Origin of the sequence: Rhodanobacter aciditrophus, assembly GCF_042679525.1 — a bacterium.
GTDB lineage: Bacteria > Pseudomonadota > Gammaproteobacteria > Pseudomonadales > Marinomonadaceae > Marinomonas > Marinomonas aciditrophus.
In genome coordinates, this window is the sequence record NZ_JBHTMN010000007.1 from 460,457 (window position 1) to 474,804 (window position 14,348).

At 49.7% G+C, this 14,348-nt stretch carries 13 protein-coding genes; 7 read left to right on the forward strand and 6 right to left on the reverse strand.

The features are described from left to right. Positions 1 to 38 precede the first annotated feature (38 nt). Positions 39 to 1,352 carry a Na+/H+ antiporter NhaC family protein gene (locus tag ACFQ45_RS07515; RefSeq protein ID WP_377366385.1) on the forward strand — a complete coding sequence of 438 codons (1,314 nt, stop codon included), beginning with the start codon at positions 39 to 41 and terminating at the stop codon, positions 1,350 to 1,352. Between the two features lie 80 nt (positions 1,353 to 1,432). Here ACFQ45_RS07515 and nhaC read toward each other — a convergent pair whose 3' ends face one another. Further along, entirely contained in the window at positions 1,433 to 2,953 is a 1,521-nt protein-coding gene (nhaC, locus tag ACFQ45_RS07520) for a Na+/H+ antiporter NhaC (protein ID WP_377366386.1), read from the reverse strand. A gap of 552 nt (positions 2,954 to 3,505) precedes the next feature. Between nhaC and ACFQ45_RS07525 the strand changes: the two genes are divergently transcribed. The 4 genes from ACFQ45_RS07525 (at position 3,506) to rarD (ending at position 8,447) form a co-directional block, all read left to right on the forward strand. Beyond that, on the forward strand, positions 3,506 to 4,231 hold the full coding sequence (locus ACFQ45_RS07525) for a response regulator (RefSeq protein WP_377366387.1): 726 nt from the start codon (positions 3,506 to 3,508) through the stop codon (positions 4,229 to 4,231). After that, positions 4,228 to 5,055 carry a substrate-binding periplasmic protein gene (locus ACFQ45_RS07530; RefSeq protein WP_377366388.1) on the forward strand — a complete coding sequence of 276 codons (828 nt, stop codon included), beginning with the start codon at positions 4,228 to 4,230 and terminating at the stop codon, positions 5,053 to 5,055. The genes ACFQ45_RS07525 and ACFQ45_RS07530 overlap by 4 nt, the downstream gene beginning before the upstream one ends. Before the next feature lies 1 nt (position 5,056). Further along, complete coding sequence (locus ACFQ45_RS07535; RefSeq protein WP_377366390.1) at positions 5,057 to 7,420, forward strand: ATP-binding protein; 2,364 nt, start codon at positions 5,057 to 5,059, stop codon at positions 7,418 to 7,420. Between the two features lie 130 nt (positions 7,421 to 7,550). Beyond that, entirely contained in the window at positions 7,551 to 8,447 is an 897-nt protein-coding gene (gene rarD / locus ACFQ45_RS07540; protein ID WP_377366391.1) for an EamA family transporter RarD, read from the forward strand. A 46-nt stretch (positions 8,448 to 8,493) separates the two neighbouring features. On the opposite strand, the gene ACFQ45_RS07545 is transcribed toward rarD, so the two are convergent. Continuing rightward, positions 8,494 to 9,219 carry a sulfite exporter TauE/SafE family protein gene (locus tag ACFQ45_RS07545; RefSeq protein WP_377366392.1) on the reverse strand — a complete coding sequence of 242 codons (726 nt, stop codon included), beginning with the start codon at positions 9,217 to 9,219 and terminating at the stop codon, positions 8,494 to 8,496. 109 nt (positions 9,220 to 9,328) lie between these two features. On the opposite strand from ACFQ45_RS07545, the gene ACFQ45_RS07550 reads away from it, so the two are divergent. Next, positions 9,329 to 10,228, forward strand: coding sequence for a LysR family transcriptional regulator (locus ACFQ45_RS07550; RefSeq protein WP_377366393.1), 900 nt, complete (start codon positions 9,329 to 9,331; stop codon positions 10,226 to 10,228). Here ACFQ45_RS07550 and ACFQ45_RS07555 read toward each other — a convergent pair. Further along, complete coding sequence (locus ACFQ45_RS07555) at positions 10,225 to 11,070, reverse strand: LysR family transcriptional regulator (RefSeq protein WP_377366394.1); 846 nt, start codon at positions 11,068 to 11,070, stop codon at positions 10,225 to 10,227. The genes ACFQ45_RS07550 and ACFQ45_RS07555 overlap by 4 nt on opposite strands. A gap of 120 nt (positions 11,071 to 11,190) precedes the next feature. Between ACFQ45_RS07555 and ACFQ45_RS07560 the strand changes: the two genes are divergently transcribed. Further along, positions 11,191 to 11,850 carry a glutathione S-transferase family protein gene (locus ACFQ45_RS07560; RefSeq protein WP_377366395.1) on the forward strand — a complete coding sequence of 220 codons (660 nt, stop codon included), beginning with the start codon at positions 11,191 to 11,193 and terminating at the stop codon, positions 11,848 to 11,850. Here the strand turns inward: ACFQ45_RS07560 and ypfH are convergent. The 3 genes from ypfH to ACFQ45_RS07575 form a co-directional block, all read right to left on the reverse strand. Continuing rightward, positions 11,847 to 12,467 (reverse strand): esterase, encoded by a 621-nt coding sequence (ypfH, locus tag ACFQ45_RS07565; protein WP_377366396.1) that lies wholly within the window; start codon positions 12,465 to 12,467, stop codon positions 11,847 to 11,849. The two genes, ACFQ45_RS07560 and ypfH, sit on opposite strands and share 4 nt — an antisense overlap. Before the next feature lie 129 nt (positions 12,468 to 12,596). After that, positions 12,597 to 13,532 (reverse strand): DMT family transporter, encoded by a 936-nt coding sequence (locus ACFQ45_RS07570; protein WP_377366397.1) that lies wholly within the window; start codon positions 13,530 to 13,532, stop codon positions 12,597 to 12,599. A gap of 97 nt (positions 13,533 to 13,629) precedes the next feature. Continuing rightward, positions 13,630 to 14,343 carry an AraC family transcriptional regulator gene (locus ACFQ45_RS07575; protein ID WP_377366398.1) on the reverse strand — a complete coding sequence of 238 codons (714 nt, stop codon included), beginning with the start codon at positions 14,341 to 14,343 and terminating at the stop codon, positions 13,630 to 13,632. Positions 14,344 to 14,348 lie beyond the last annotated feature (5 nt).

The following is a 14,348-nucleotide window of genomic DNA, read 5'->3' on the forward strand; positions in this document are numbered from 1 at the left end:
CCCCGTAAAAGCAAAATAAGCTGGAAACATCAGTAATCATGACGAAACCTACTCCTTTGGCCTTGTTGCCATTACTTCTTTTCTTAGCCCTGTTTGTGGGCAGCGGTCTTTGGTATCAGAGCCAAGACGTGGACTTTGCCTTTTATCAAATCCAAGCCCCTGTGGCGATTTTGCCAGCCTTGGTGTTAGCCATTCTACTGAGCCGTGGCGCACTGAATGAGCGGATTGAAACCTTCATGAAGGGCGTTGGCGATCAGACCATTATCACCATGGTATTGATCTACTTATTGGCGGGTGCCTTTGCCAGTGTCGCGAAAGCGGTAGGCGGCGTGGATGCCACCGTGAACTTCGGTTTGAGTGTGATTCCTGCGAGCTTGATTCTGCCGGGTATCTTTGTGATCACTGCGTTTGTGGCGACCTCTATGGGAACGTCCATGGGCACCATTGCCGCCATTGCACCGATTGCCTTTGGCGTCGCAGAAGCGACGGATCTGCCTTTGTTGACCACTGTTGGGGCGGTCATTGGTGGTGCCATGTTTGGTGATAACTTGTCGATTATCTCTGATACCACCATTGCGGCCACTCGAACTCAGGGCTGTGACATGCGTGATAAGTTTCGCATGAACTTTAAAATCGCTTTACCAGCGGCAGTACTGGTATTGATCTGGTTGTTCTTCCAAGGCTCCCAAGCACAGCTTGAACAGGTAGAAGACTACAATATCTGGCTGGTATTGCCTTATGTGGCGGTTTTGGTATTGGCGATCCTTGGGGTAAACGTGTTGTTAGTGTTGTTCACCGGCATCTTGCTTGCGGGCATTTTGGGCTTGGTGACCATGGCTGATTACACTGTGGCGCAATGGTCTAAGGACATCTACGCGGGCTACACCGGCATGCAAGAGATTATGATCTTGTCCTTATTGATCGGTGGTCTAGGGGCGCTGATGAAGTCTCAAGGTGGTCTGGAGTGGATCGTTCGCAGTATCGAAAAGATTAGCCGTGCCTTGGGTGCAAAAGATGGCTCACGCCGGGCAGGTGAGATGAGTATCAGTGCTTCTGTGGCGTTGACGAATCTATGTACCGCAAACAATACGGTTGCCATCTTGATTAACGGCTCCGTGGCGAAAGATGTGGCACAGCGCTATAACGTAGATCCTCGCCGCAGTGCCAGCTTGTTGGATATCTTCTCTTGTGTGATTCAAGGTTTGATCCCATACGGTGCTCAGATTCTACTGGCATCTTCTTTGGCTGGATTGTCGCCGCTTGAGGTCATCACCCATGTGCAATACAGCTGGGTGCTGGCTTTGGTTGCCTTGCTTTCGATTGTGATTGGCCGTCCTCGCGTCAATGCATAACGCGCACTGGCTTGAACAAAAAGGTTAAACAAAAAATCCCCGCCTTGGCGGGGATTTTTTATGGCTGAGAGCCGATTACATTATCGAGTGCTGTAGGCGCCCGATGCGTTCTGCTCGTTAGCGGAGCCGGTTGCGTAGTCGGCAATGGCTTCCCCTTGTTTTTCCCATTGTGCTTGCTCTTCTGCCGTAGCTTTAGGAGAGAAAGCGCCAATTTGAGCGTAGATCAGACCCAATACTGGGGAAATCCAACACGCAAAGGCCAGAGGGATGTACAACAAGTTTTCAAAGTTACCGTTGCCAATGCTCAGACCTAGGGCTCCAATTACGAAGGCACCGCCGGCGTTCCATGGCACCAGTGGAGACACTAAGGTACCGCCTTCTTCAATGGCACGGGATAGGTTCAAAGTAGAGTATTTCATACCACGGTAAACTGGTGCGTACATACGTCCTGGTAGGGCGATAGATAGGTACGGGTCTCCTGCCACAAGGTTGGTCGCTACAGACGTTAGTGTGGCAGAAGATTGCACACCGCGGAACGAGTCCACTTTAGACATGATGGCGCGGATGATGGCTTCTAGACAGCGGGTCTTTTCAAGGGCTCCACCAAAGCCTAAAGCGATTAGGATCAAAGAAATGGTCCACATCATAGACTGAATGCCGCCACGGTTGAGTAGGCTGTTGATGGCATCAGAGCTGGTTTGGATAGAGTAACCGCTGTTGGCGTAAGTCAGTACATCGTGTACCCCAGCGCCTTGGGTGAACATGGCCACAGCGGCACCCGTTAGTACACCCGCAAACAAAGAAGGGATCGGCGGCATGCGTTTAACAGCCAAGACGATCACGACTAGGGCAGGTAGTAACAACCAAGCAGAGATTTCGAAGTTGTTTTGTAGGGAAGTAGTGATGGCGTTGATACGCTCGAAGGAAGCGTTATCGTTATCGATTAAGGTGAACCCTGCCACCAAGTAGATCACCAAAGCGATTAGCATGGATGGCACTGTGGTTGGCATCATGTTTTTGATGTGGGAGAACACATCTGTGCCAGTCACCGCAGGCGCTAGGTTGGTGGTATCAGAAAGTGGCGATACCTTGTCACCAAAGAAGGCACCAGAAACTACAGCACCCGCAGTCCAATACATGGGAATCTCAAAACCTGCACCTATGCCCATCAAGGCCAGACCCACGGTACCAACAGTCCCCCAAGAGGTTCCCAAAGATAGGGAGACAACCGAACACAGGATCATTGCCGCAGCCAAGAATACCTGTGGCGATAGGATGGTTAGACCATAATAGATCAGTGTTGGCACTGTACCTGAGGCAATCCACACACCTACGATCATACCCACAAGGATCAATACGGAAACCGACGGCATGGATACGTGAATAACGTGAAAAATGCCTTCTTCGATGTCTTTCCAGCGCAATCCTTGTTTAATACCTACCAGCGCCGTGATCGCTAGACCAATGGCTAAAGGAATGTGCGGGGTGAAGTCACCGAAGTAAAAAATTTGTACGCCCAGAAGCGCTAGTGTTAAGACGACCGGAATCAATGCTAGCCCTAAGCTAGGCATCTCCGCCGTTCTTGAGTTGGTATTAGCCATAGATTTGTTCCTGCGGTTTTGTGTTATGTGATTGTTATAAAGTGCCACCGAAAATGATGATGCACTTTCGATGACTAACGTTTTAGCAGGATGAAAGAATGAATTCGCAAACAGGTCGTAATACTTTGTATGAACAATGTGAACTCCAATTCACGGATTTGTGACAGATTATCGAGGCTGTTTTGACGTATTTTGTCAGTTGATGCGATTTAAAGGCATGAGGTCATGTGAAAAACTGTCACTAGTCTAAAATGCTGGGGCGCGGTAAGCCTGTAAGTGCTTGGCATTTTGTCAAATCTCCGTCTCTTTTACCCCATAGATGGGGTAACTTAGTTAACCCTTAAGACGGGTTTGAATAGCCTGTAAATGACTGTTTATAACTGGTGCTCTTGTTTACATTTCATTTAAATTTGTGCGTTCTTTGAAGCTCTTATTTTTTGTGGAGTGACTTGGTATAGTTATGAAACTAAGGTGCATAGCACACGGCTTAACCAGCGTAGCGCCCCTAGCAACCTCGAACTTCTTACCCTTTGCAGTGCATAGCTTATGTTGATGTCAGATATCAAAATTCTCGTCGTAGACGATTCAAGTGTTACACGGGAAACATTGGAAAGTTACTTTGCCGAGGAAGGCTATTCTGTTAATGGTGTGAATACCGCTGAAGAAGCCGAGCGCTTGATGCAAGATCAAGAGTTTGATTTGGTTCTGCTAGACATACGTTTGCCTGGAAAAGATGGACTCACCTTAACCCGTGAGCTGCGTTCCCGTTCGGAAGTGGGGATCATACTGGTCACGGGTAAACAAGACGAAATTGACCGAATCATTGGATTAGAATGTGGTGCGGACGAATATGTCTGCAAACCTTTTAACCCCCGCGAAATGCTCGCTCGAGCCAAAAACCTCATCCGCCGTGTGCACAAGCAGCGGGAGCAACAAAAACCTGCGGAAGAAACGCCTATTCGTCAGTTAGGTACATGGCAACTGGATATGTCCCGTCGGGTTTTAGTAGGTCGTGATAAGAGTGTTAGCCAGTTAACCGAAGGGGAGTTCCAACTGCTGACGGCCTTGCTTGAGAGTGAAGGGGTAGCGTTAACCCGTGACCAACTAATGGATCGCATTAAAAACCGTACTTGGAATGCCACGGATCGAACCATTGATGTGCTCATTGGACGCATTCGCCGCAAGTTAGCAGAAGACGAGTCTTGCCCTTCTTTGATCATAACGGTTCATGGGGTGGGCTACTTACTTAGCACCCCAAGCCATTCGGACACTCCATGACTTTGACGTGCCGAACAGCCGCCTATGTTTTGGCTCTCGGTATGCTACTCGGATCTTCAGTCAGTCGGGCGGAAGATACTTCTTCGGACTCTCTAGGGGACCTTAAGGTTCGTATTTGCGGCACTCCCGCCTATCCTCCTGTGTCTTGGATCGCCCCTAATGGTCGTGTGGAAGGGGTCAATGCCGCTCTGATTAGAGCCTTGTTATTACCCTTAGGGGTGCAAGTGGATGATCAACAAAACAGTAATTGGCGTCGCTGTCTTAAAGAGGTGGAGCTGGGTAATGTGGATGTGATCTCAGGGTTTCGCAATGAAGAACGTTTGCAATTTGTCACCTATCTCGACACCCCTATCATCGAAGAATCCATCTACTTTTATTACCCCATAGGGGCACCCTTTGAATTTACCCGTTGGGAAAATCTGACGGGTATGCGCATTGGTGTGATGCGCGGGGACAGCTTTGGAGATGGCCCCGATGCGGCGTTGCAAACCTACCCAGACTTGGAATGGGTATCCACGCAAAATCAAAACCTACTTAAGCTTGCCGATGGTCGTCTCGATGCTGTGCCCATGGGGAAGCTCTCTGGGCAGCTACAAACCGCCGCGCTAGGGCTAAATGGACGAGTGGGACATACGGCTACTGATGTAAACGATTACTGGTATGTGGCCATCTCTAAAAAATCTCCGTTAATGAAATGGTTACCAGAGCTGAATGAGCGGTTGGAACGCTTGTTAAAAAATCCTGCCATCATTCCTAGCTTGTTAGCCCGCCAGAAAACCCTATACCTGCGTACCATGCAGAGGCCGTCACAGGAGGCTAAGTAAGATGAATCGATGGTCTGGCCGCACCTTGTTTTCTAGCCTAGTGCGTTACAAGCAAAACCGCCCGTTGGCGTACCGCATCTTTATCAAGTTGCTGGCTTTGAGTCTGTTACTCGCTCTGATTTCCACCAGTATTCAGGTGTACAACGAGTACCGCCGGGAGCGGGATTCCATGCAGCAGCAAACGGACTTTATTACCTCTTCTCATATTGAAGGGATTCGCAAAGGTTTGTGGGATCTAGACAGTGAGCAACTTTTACTACAGCTCAAAGGCATCATGAACTTCTCCAACGTGAATGCGGTTACTCTGCGTTCCGTGGATTGGAGTGATGGGGACATAGTAGTGGGTACTCCCCCGGACACCTTAGAAGAGGGCTATGGCACCACCTTTTCCATTTATTATGTGGACCGCGAGGGGCAGGAAACGGATCGTCTTTTGGGCGAACTCACCGTGTACCACGATATGGCGGCGATCCAGTCTCGATTGCTCCGCTCCGCTCTAGAAATTGCTTTGTTTCAGAGTGGGTTAGTGTTGATTAATGGACTGGTGTTGCTGTTGATCGTGCACCTGATGGTGACGCGACATTTGGAATACATGGCCAGTTACACTCGTACCATTGGCGCGGGTAATCTGAAGCTCAAACTGGTGCTGCCTCATAAAGCTCGAACGGGCCAAGAAGACGAGATTGATGCGGTGGTGAACGCCATGAATGAAATGCGCGAAGCCATCCTTGCGGACATTAAGCAAAAGGATCGTATCGAGGAAGAACTACGCTTCCACCGGGATCAGTTGCAAGAACAAGTGCGTCGCCGCACCCAACGTTTACAAGGGGCAAAAGAAGCGGCAGAAGAAGCCAACGTGGCCAAGAGTCAGTTCTTGGCGACCATGAGCCATGAAATCAAAACCCCATTGAATGGCATCCTAGGCATGGTGGAGCTACTGCAGCGCGCCCCCCAGCCAGAAGACAGTCGGGAAAAACTGGCGGCCATTTATCAATCCGGTGAAGCCCTGTTAGAGATCCTAAATGGCTTGCTGGATTACGCTCGATTAGAAGAGGGCATGTACAGCCCCGAGATCTTGCCTTTTTCAATGCAGGATCTGGTGAATTCCACCTGTTTGTTGTTTTCGGCCCAAGCCCAAGAGCAAGACACGCAAGTGCGGGTCAACATCAGCCCTGAGTTGGATGATTACTATCAAGGTGGCGCCGGTGCTTTACGTCAGATTCTGTCTAATTTGGTGTCCAATGCTATCAAATTTACTGAAAAGGGCGTTGTCACGATTTCGGTGATTCCAGCGAAAGATGATCCGGTTCACAGTGATCATAATCAGAACGAAGGGGTGGTGTTTGAGATTGAAGACACGGGGATCGGTATTTCAGAGGTGTTTCAAGCCCAGATCTTTGAACGTTTTAGTCAGGCGGACGAGAGTATTACCCGTCGCTTCGGAGGCACTGGCTTAGGGCTCGCCATTACAGCGCAGTTGGTGCATTTACTAGGGGGCGAGATCGGCGTTGAGAGTGAAGAAGGTCATGGTAGTGTGTTTTGGTTCTATGTGCCTTTGACTGCCATGAGGGATCGTCATCAAGCGCCTCTTGTGCCACCGGTGGAAGCCAATGAAACTCTGGCTCCCATGTCCATCTTATTGGTGGAAGATACGCCGATTAACCAAGCGGTGACCATTGAGCTATTGCAGCAGGATGGCCACAGGGTCCGCTTGGCGAAAGACGGCCTAGAGGCATTAAAGCTGACAGCAGAGACACGTTTTGAATTGATCCTGTTAGACATTCATTTGCCGGGTATGAGCGGTTTAGATGTGGCGCAGGAGATTCGTGGAGGCGGCGGCCTCAATGCAGAGACACCGATTGTGGCTCTGACTGCGAATGTTCAGCCAAGCAATGTGAAAAAATGCCACGATGCGGGCATCTGGGCCGTCATTCCTAAGCCTTTCAGTCGTGAGCTGCTTCATCAAGTGATGCGTGCCCAAACCCATGGCAGTGACATTGCTGTGGCGCCTGAAGTGGGTCAAGATCTGCTCGACATGACTCTGATTCGCTCCCATTTGACGGCCCTAGGTAAGCAGCGCCTATCTAAGCTGGTGACCTCTTTCTCTCAAGCCTTACAACGGGGGCTGATGGAGCTTAGGGAAATGAACCAAGAGCGTGACGATTATGAATTGGCTGAGATCGCCCATCGCTTAGCGGGAGACGCAGATGCTGTGGGAGCACAGCAAGTGGCTCAAGCGCTCAGAGAGATTGAGCAACAGGCCAGTGCTGGAGAGCATAGAGATTATCTTGCAGATTTGGATGCCCTAGAGACCCTTTATCAAAAGACGGTTACCGTCTATGGGCAAGTTTTGGAAGACGCCTAAAAAGCCAATGAAAACAATCGTGTAAAAAAAGAGCAAAATACGTAAAGGAGTGTGTTTTATCGTCCCTAGAGATTATAGTCGATGCTCTTTTTGAACCAGTTGTTCAAACTCTACTTATAAGAAGAATTCCATGGATCAGTCTACCAAAACTGGCCTCGCGTATGGCATTACTGCCTACGTCTGGTGGGCCATCGCTCCTGTTTACTTCAAGCTTGTCTCAGACATTGGCGCAATGGACATTTTGTCCCATCGCGTACTCTGGTCTTTTGTGATCGTGATTGCCTTGATCCTAGTGATGGGTAAGTTGCCAGTGCTTATCAAGGTGCTGCGTTCTCCAAAGTCGTTAGTGGCGTTGGCAGCATCCACCGCTTTGATCGCGGCAAACTGGGGCACCTTCATTTATGCGGTCAACAGCGACCAAATGCTCAGTGCCAGCTTAGGGTATTACATCAACCCGCTGATCAGCATCATCATCGGCATGGTGTTTTTTAAAGATCGTCTAGATCGTGCGAAACAAATTGCCGCTGCTCTGTGTGTGGCTGCCGTGGTGTTTGAGGTGATTCAGTTTGGCCGTTTGCCGTGGATTGCGTTGGCTCTTGCCTTCACTTTTGCATTTTATGGCTTGGTGCGTAAGAAACTGGCAGTGGACAGTTTCACAGGAATGGCACTTGAAACCCTATTAATGTTGCCATTTGCCTTAATGCAGCTGAAGTGGTCCAGCGACCCTATGAGTAACATGTTTGCCAATGATTTTTGGACCAATGTGCTCTTGTTTGCCGCAGGCCCAGTGACCATGGTGCCGCTCATGTTATTTGCCGCAGCGGCAAATCGGGTTAGCTTGGTGACCTTAGGTTTCTTCCAGTACATTGGCCCGAGTGGGATTTTCTTGTTGGCGGTTTTTGCCTATGGGGAAACATTCTCGCCTTCTAAATTCATCACGTTTGGTTTGATTTGGGCCGCCTTGCTGGTGCTGGTCTTTAGCTCCCTTCGCAGCATGCGTAAGCCGCCTTTAAAAACAGACGCCTAATGCTTTGATGCATTAGGCGAGAGGCGTGCTGTAATCTAGGCAGGATTTAAGAGAACAGCATGAGCTTCATGGCAGCCAGTGTCGACATGATACGAATCAGCCATTTGAAGTGAGCTGGTTTTACATGCTTCAAAAAGTGATAGCCGATTAGGGCACCGATAATCAACCCGGGCAGTGCATAGGTGGAGATAGTCAGGCTTTCTTGGCTAAACAATCCTAAGCCAATGTACATTGGGAACTTCATAATATTGATGATGAAGAAGCCCCATGCTCGGGTACTCACATAGCTTTCTTTGCTGAGCTTCTGCTCCAAGAGAAACAAGCTGAACAAAGGGCCAGCGGCGTTTGCCACCATACTCACTAAGCCCCCAGCAAAACCCATGGAGTAGGCCGTAATCGGCTTCTGCATAAAGGTGGCTGGTCGTGCATCCAGATAAAAACCTAGGGCAATCATGGCGACAATGATCACACCCAGAAGGGTGACGAATTGGTCAGAGTCCATCCCTGATAAGAGGGTAGCCCCCACTAAGACACCGAGTAACCCCAGTGGCAAGAAACGTGCTAACACGCTCCAAGAGATGTTCTTGCGATAGCTGTACACGGCCATCACGTCAGTAATTAAATACAAAGGCAGTAAAACGCCCAGCGCTTCAGGGCCAGGGAAGGCAATCATCACGATTGGCAACACCAGTAGACCCATTCCGCCTACCGAAAATTTTGAAAAGCCAGTGATCAAACCGGCGATAAACATTACCACGAGAGCAGTGGTCACATGGTCCTCCTTTCAATGAATAAGATGTGTTACTTGATTGGCTATAGAATACGCTGAATAATGAAATAAAAATAATTTCGTTTTTTGATCAAGATGAAAGGTTTAAGTTATGAAGTTGGATCAGATTAGAGCCTTTATTGCAGTGGTGGAAACTGGCAGCTTTCGGGCCGCTGCTGACATCATCCATAAGACCCAACCCAGCATCAGCGCCGCGGTGAAAGCGCTGGAAGATCAGTATGGTATTCAGTTGCTGGATCGAGATAGTTACCGACCCACCCTCACGGCTGAAGGTGAAGCCTTCTTTCGTCAGAGTAAGAAGCTCATGCTACAGGCAAACCAGCTGGAGAGTTTAGGCCATCATTTGGCGTTAGGAGCCGAGCAGCCCCTGCGTTTGTGTGTGAGCCAAATGGGGTTAACGGATCAGATCGTGGCGTTGCTTAAAGGCTTTCAAGAGTATGCTCCTAATATCGCCTTAGAAGTCACTTCAGACCACCTTCATGGGGTGCAGGATCACTTAATCAAAGAGCGTTCTGATATTGCCATTGGCCCCAGCTATGGCTTGGATGACCGACACATCTTTGTGGAAGTGGGCAAGTTAGAAATGAACTGTGTCGTCCACCCGGACTTGTTACCTGGACTGCAAGCAGGGGCGCAAAAAGTTAAGCAACAGGCCCTGTACTCCCTGCCACAAATCTTGGTCAGTCGATCCGGTGCGGAGCATGAACATAGGTTTGTACTGCCCACCGGGAAACGCTGGCATGTGAACGACTTTCAAGTGAAGAAAACCCTAGTGCAGGCGGGCTTGGGTTGGTCGCGGATTCCCCATTACATGATTAAGGATTCCCTAGAGGAAGGACGGTTGGTGTTGATGGATGTGGAGAACTTTACCTCCCATAGTCAGTTCCCCTTGTTTATGATCCGCTTACGCAACAAGACCTTGAGTCATGAGGCCAATGTCTTTTGGCGTTACGTGAAAAACACCCTCAAATCCTCCGGTTCCGACGCCTAATGCTCTTGTAAAAACCTTTGGCTGATTTTAGCTGCTAGGTTGACCCCGAACGCAGGGTGAGGCACTGGGGCCACGGACAATACTATGTCTACCGCGGGTAGGGCTGGCCAGTGATTGTCCTGAACGATGTTGATGCCATGTGACACGCTCGACACGGCCATAGCACTGACGCCTATGCCCCGTCGCAGCAAGCTTTTAATCGCCGTGGCGCTGGATGAGCTGACCATCAGGGAATAGTCCCTTTCTTGCTTTTCCATGCCATCAATGGCGGCGCTGTGAAACTTACAATCTGGCTCATAAAGTACCAGTGGTAACGGGCTCTGCTCGAGGACGCTTGGGTCGCTACCGTAGACCCAGACCCCTCGGTCATGTTTTAGCAGATACCCTTCTTCGGCGTCCGGTGCTCGGGTAAGTATGGCTATGTCGATCTTCCCAGCATCCAACATTAGGCGTAATTCCGTGCTGCAATCACAGACGATTTTAAACGCTTGGTTAGGCAGTAGTTCACGAATCAAAGCGGTGACCGTGGGTAATATGGATTCTGCATAATCATCTGGGCAGCCCATCACCAAGGGGCGATGGTGGGTAGAGTGTTTAAAGTGACTGACGGCCTCGTCGTGTAACGAGAGTATCCGGCGTGCATAGCTCACCAGCTCTTGTCCCCGTTCGGTCAGTGCCACATTACGGCCTTCCTTAACAAACAAGGGCTGCCCAGTGTCTTCCTCCAGCTTTTTCATTTGCATGCTGATGGCGCTCTGGGAGCGGAACGTTTGTTTGGCTGCTCGGGTGAAACTGCCCGTATCGACGAAAGCGATGAAACTTCTTAATGCATCAATATCCATGATGAGTCTTGCTAAACCTATTCGTAAATCGAAAGAGATTCTTCAAAAGTATTCGTTAGTCAAATGAATAGCAAGGTTGCACAATGATTGAGCTGTCATTTACATCACAAGGAATTGGAAATGCCCATGAAACTCATCATCGCAAACAAAAATTACTCTTCTTGGTCTTTGCGTGGCTGGCTGGCGCTAGAAGCGTTTGGTGTGCCATTTGAAGAAGTGAAACTGCCCCTGTTTACGGACACCTTCTACGATACCTTGGCGCAATACACACCGGTTAAAAAGGTGCCTGTGTTGGTGGATGGTGACCTCAGTGTTTGGGATTCCCTCGCTATTGCGGAATATGTGAATGAAACCTACTTAGATGGCAAGGGCTGGCCAGCGGATCGAGCCGCTCGAGCAGTGGCCCGTGCCACGGTAGCAGAAATGCATTGTGGGTATTCCGCGGTACGCAGTGCCATGCCTATGAACTGTCGTGCTCGTCGCCATGTGGCAATCGATGATGCGGTGCGCAAAGACATTGCCGCCATTGATGCCATCTGGGGGGAAAAGCGCCTACCGTACGCAGACCAGGGTGAGTACTTGTTTGGTGAATTCAGTTTGGCGGATGTGTTCTTTGCCCCAGTGGTCTTCCGTTTTGTGACCTACGGGGTAGAGCTGTCTGATGCCGCCAAGGCGTACCAACAAACCATGTTGGCACACCCAGCAATGAAGCGTTGGCTCGCGGATGCTCTAACCGAAACCGATGTGGTGGAAGAAGACGAAGCGGGTGAGCCGATCTAACCCTTCAACAATGCCAATAAATGCTCGGCTTCTGCTTGGCTGATACTGTGTGCGAGGCCGTCGAAGGTTTCCAGTGTGGTGCTGGCACCTAAGGCCTCAAGCCAGTTAAAGCCTTGCTCCGCGTGGATCACGGGAATAACAGGGTCTTTAGTGCCATGTAAGAAGTGCACACTGGTGCCTGCTGGCTTTTGCGTTGGTTGCACGGCAAATCGACCAGAGAGTGATACGACTTCTCGTGCCAACTGAGTGTTCTCTAATTGTGTCGAAGACAACGCCATAATGGCCCCTTGCGAAAAGCCAACGATAGCCGTGTCTTCTGCCCCCACGTTTGCGGTGGCTTGCCACTCATGCACCGTCTTAATAAAGGCTGGCATGGCGGTTTTGATGCGCTCCAAGCGATTATCTTCGGTGACTTCCTTAATGGAGAACCATTGAAAACCCTCACCAAAATCAAAACGATCCGGGGCTGCCACAGCGACGATCATTGCGCGATCTAGAGCATCCGCCAGCCAACGACCAAGCGGTGCAAGACTGTTAGGATTGGCGCCCACGCCGTGGAATAACAGGATTAATCGGTTCGCAACAACCGGCTTTTGAATGATAAGAGAGTGGCTCATGGATAACTCCTGTAAAACAGTGACGCCACTGTAATGCCATCGGTTTAATGAATAAATAGCTAAAAACCGAACAGTCTATTTCTTAAATCGCAATAATGAGCTGGGAACTTTTTTCCTTGCTGTGCTTAATCAATCCAAGCTGGGTTGAAGGGCTTGGGTGTTTTGTTTCCAAGTTTGTAAGACTAGGCACACGCCGATCAGCAACATCCCAATCCATCCCCAAGTAGTAATGTGCTCTCCCACAATGGTGACGGCGAACATTGCCGCGACGACCGGCTCGAACAGTGTCAGGATGGTGGCGGTGCTGGCATGGGTGGTTTTCAGTCCAAAACTGAATAACACATAGCCAAGAAACATGGGCACAATGGCCATATAGAGTGCTACGGAGGCATTGTGTAGATCCGCAAACAGATGATCTCCAGTGAACCAAAGTGATGGCAGTAAGACCAAGGCACTGACCCCAAACATGCTGCTGATAGAAGCTTTCGAGTGAATGCCTGCCTCAATCAAATGTTTGCCAATCCAGGCATATAAGGCATAAGCCAAGCCCGCCACCAAGCCCAATATAATGCCTACAAGGGTGTCTTGGGTGCTGGTGTGATAAGTACTGGCATCGTTAGAAAATGCCAGTAGCAATATGCCGGTAATGCCTAGGGAAAGACTGATTAGCCATCGAGTTGTCACGGGGCTTTTTTTGCTGATGAGCCATTCCAATAAGGCGGTAAAAAAGGGCGCACTGCCGATGGTGACCACGGTACCTATGGCCACCCCTGCAAGGTGCATGGAGCTGTAAAATGCCAATGGATAGGTGGCTATTCCTAATGCCCCCAATACCACCAAGCGTCGATGTTGCCAAAGTAGACTTCTGTCTTGCTGTAAGTTTTTCATTGCTACGAGGGCTTGTAGCAGGCCGCCAATGCCCATGGCAAAAGCGCCAATCGCCAATGGGCTAATGGCTGGGGCAAGGCTTGCGACAGTTCCTGTGGTGCCCCACAAAAAAGACGCAATCAGGATGGCAATATGACCCATCTGGGTCCCAGGGGATGCCTGTGTAATGGTAGACATGATGTAACCTAGTGAATGACGTTAGACCCATAGCATACGATGAATTAGAGCTTAATTTTGTGCAGATCGGACGCTTTGTTAGGGTGATTGGCTGTTTCTAATGGGGCACCGATAGCTCTCTAGGGGAGACACCAAAATGTTGTCGAAAACGTCGGCTGAAGGCAGAGAAATCCCCGTAGCCTACTTGCTCAGCTACCAAACGAATGGGGATGTCTGAGTGAATGAGCAGGGCTTTAGCTCGCTCCATGCGTTGCTCAGTTATATAGCTTAAGGGGCTGTGTTGAGTGTTTTCTTTAAACAGCTTCTTAAACTGGGTTGGGCTGAGATGGGCTAGGTCGGCCAACAAGTTGATATTAAGGGGCGCAGCCAGATGATCCAAAATATAGGTTTGCACTCTGCGAATTCGCGGGTCCATGTGCACGTTAAGGTTCTGTTCGTTCAGCAGCTGGTTAAACAACCGGAACAAGGAGGCTTCAATATCAGGGTGTACCTGATGGGCCAGTTGTTTCTCCACAAACATTAAGAAGCTTTGCAGAGGTCCATTGGTGGCAAATACCTGCTCTGTGCTGGTGGCCAGATGATCGGGTAAGTCCGTCATGTCTGCGACGACAAAGCGAGCCGATTCATCAGCGCGAAAATGATGCTCCTGCCCCTTACGAATCACCACACATTCTCCCACTGCAACCGCCCCTTGATAGGTGGGAATCTCGATCATGATGACACCTTGGGTAGGCAGTACCAATTGATGGTAGTCGTGCAGATGGGTGCGACTCTGCCGAGTGTAAGATCGAATGCTTAGGCTGTTTTGCATGGCTT

Bases quoted from the DNA above. Each gene is read 5' to 3' on its own strand.
- ACFQ45_RS07535 (WP_377366390.1), top strand. From the start codon at position 5,057: ATGAATCGATGGTCTGGCCGCACCTTGTTTTCTAGCCTAGTGCGTTAC.
- rarD (WP_377366391.1), top strand. From the start codon at position 7,551: ATGGATCAGTCTACCAAAACTGGCCTCGCGTATGGCATTACTGCCTAC.
- ACFQ45_RS07550 (WP_377366393.1), top strand. From the start codon at position 9,329: ATGAAGTTGGATCAGATTAGAGCCTTTATTGCAGTGGTGGAAACTGGC.
- ACFQ45_RS07570 (WP_377366397.1), bottom strand. From the start codon at position 13,532: ATGTCTACCATTACACAGGCATCCCCTGGGACCCAGATGGGTCATATT.
- nhaC (WP_377366386.1), bottom strand. From the start codon at position 2,953: ATGGCTAATACCAACTCAAGAACGGCGGAGATGCCTAGCTTAGGGCTA.
- ACFQ45_RS07555 (WP_377366394.1), bottom strand. From the start codon at position 11,070: ATGGATATTGATGCATTAAGAAGTTTCATCGCTTTCGTCGATACGGGC.
- ACFQ45_RS07575 (WP_377366398.1), bottom strand. From the start codon at position 14,343: ATGCAAAACAGCCTAAGCATTCGATCTTACACTCGGCAGAGTCGCACC.
- ypfH (WP_377366396.1), bottom strand. From the start codon at position 12,467: ATGAGCCACTCTCTTATCATTCAAAAGCCGGTTGTTGCGAACCGATTA.
- ACFQ45_RS07560 (WP_377366395.1), top strand. From the start codon at position 11,191: ATGCCCATGAAACTCATCATCGCAAACAAAAATTACTCTTCTTGGTCT.
- ACFQ45_RS07525 (WP_377366387.1), top strand. From the start codon at position 3,506: ATGTCAGATATCAAAATTCTCGTCGTAGACGATTCAAGTGTTACACGG.
- ACFQ45_RS07515 (WP_377366385.1), top strand. From the start codon at position 39: ATGACGAAACCTACTCCTTTGGCCTTGTTGCCATTACTTCTTTTCTTA.
- ACFQ45_RS07530 (WP_377366388.1), top strand. From the start codon at position 4,228: ATGACTTTGACGTGCCGAACAGCCGCCTATGTTTTGGCTCTCGGTATG.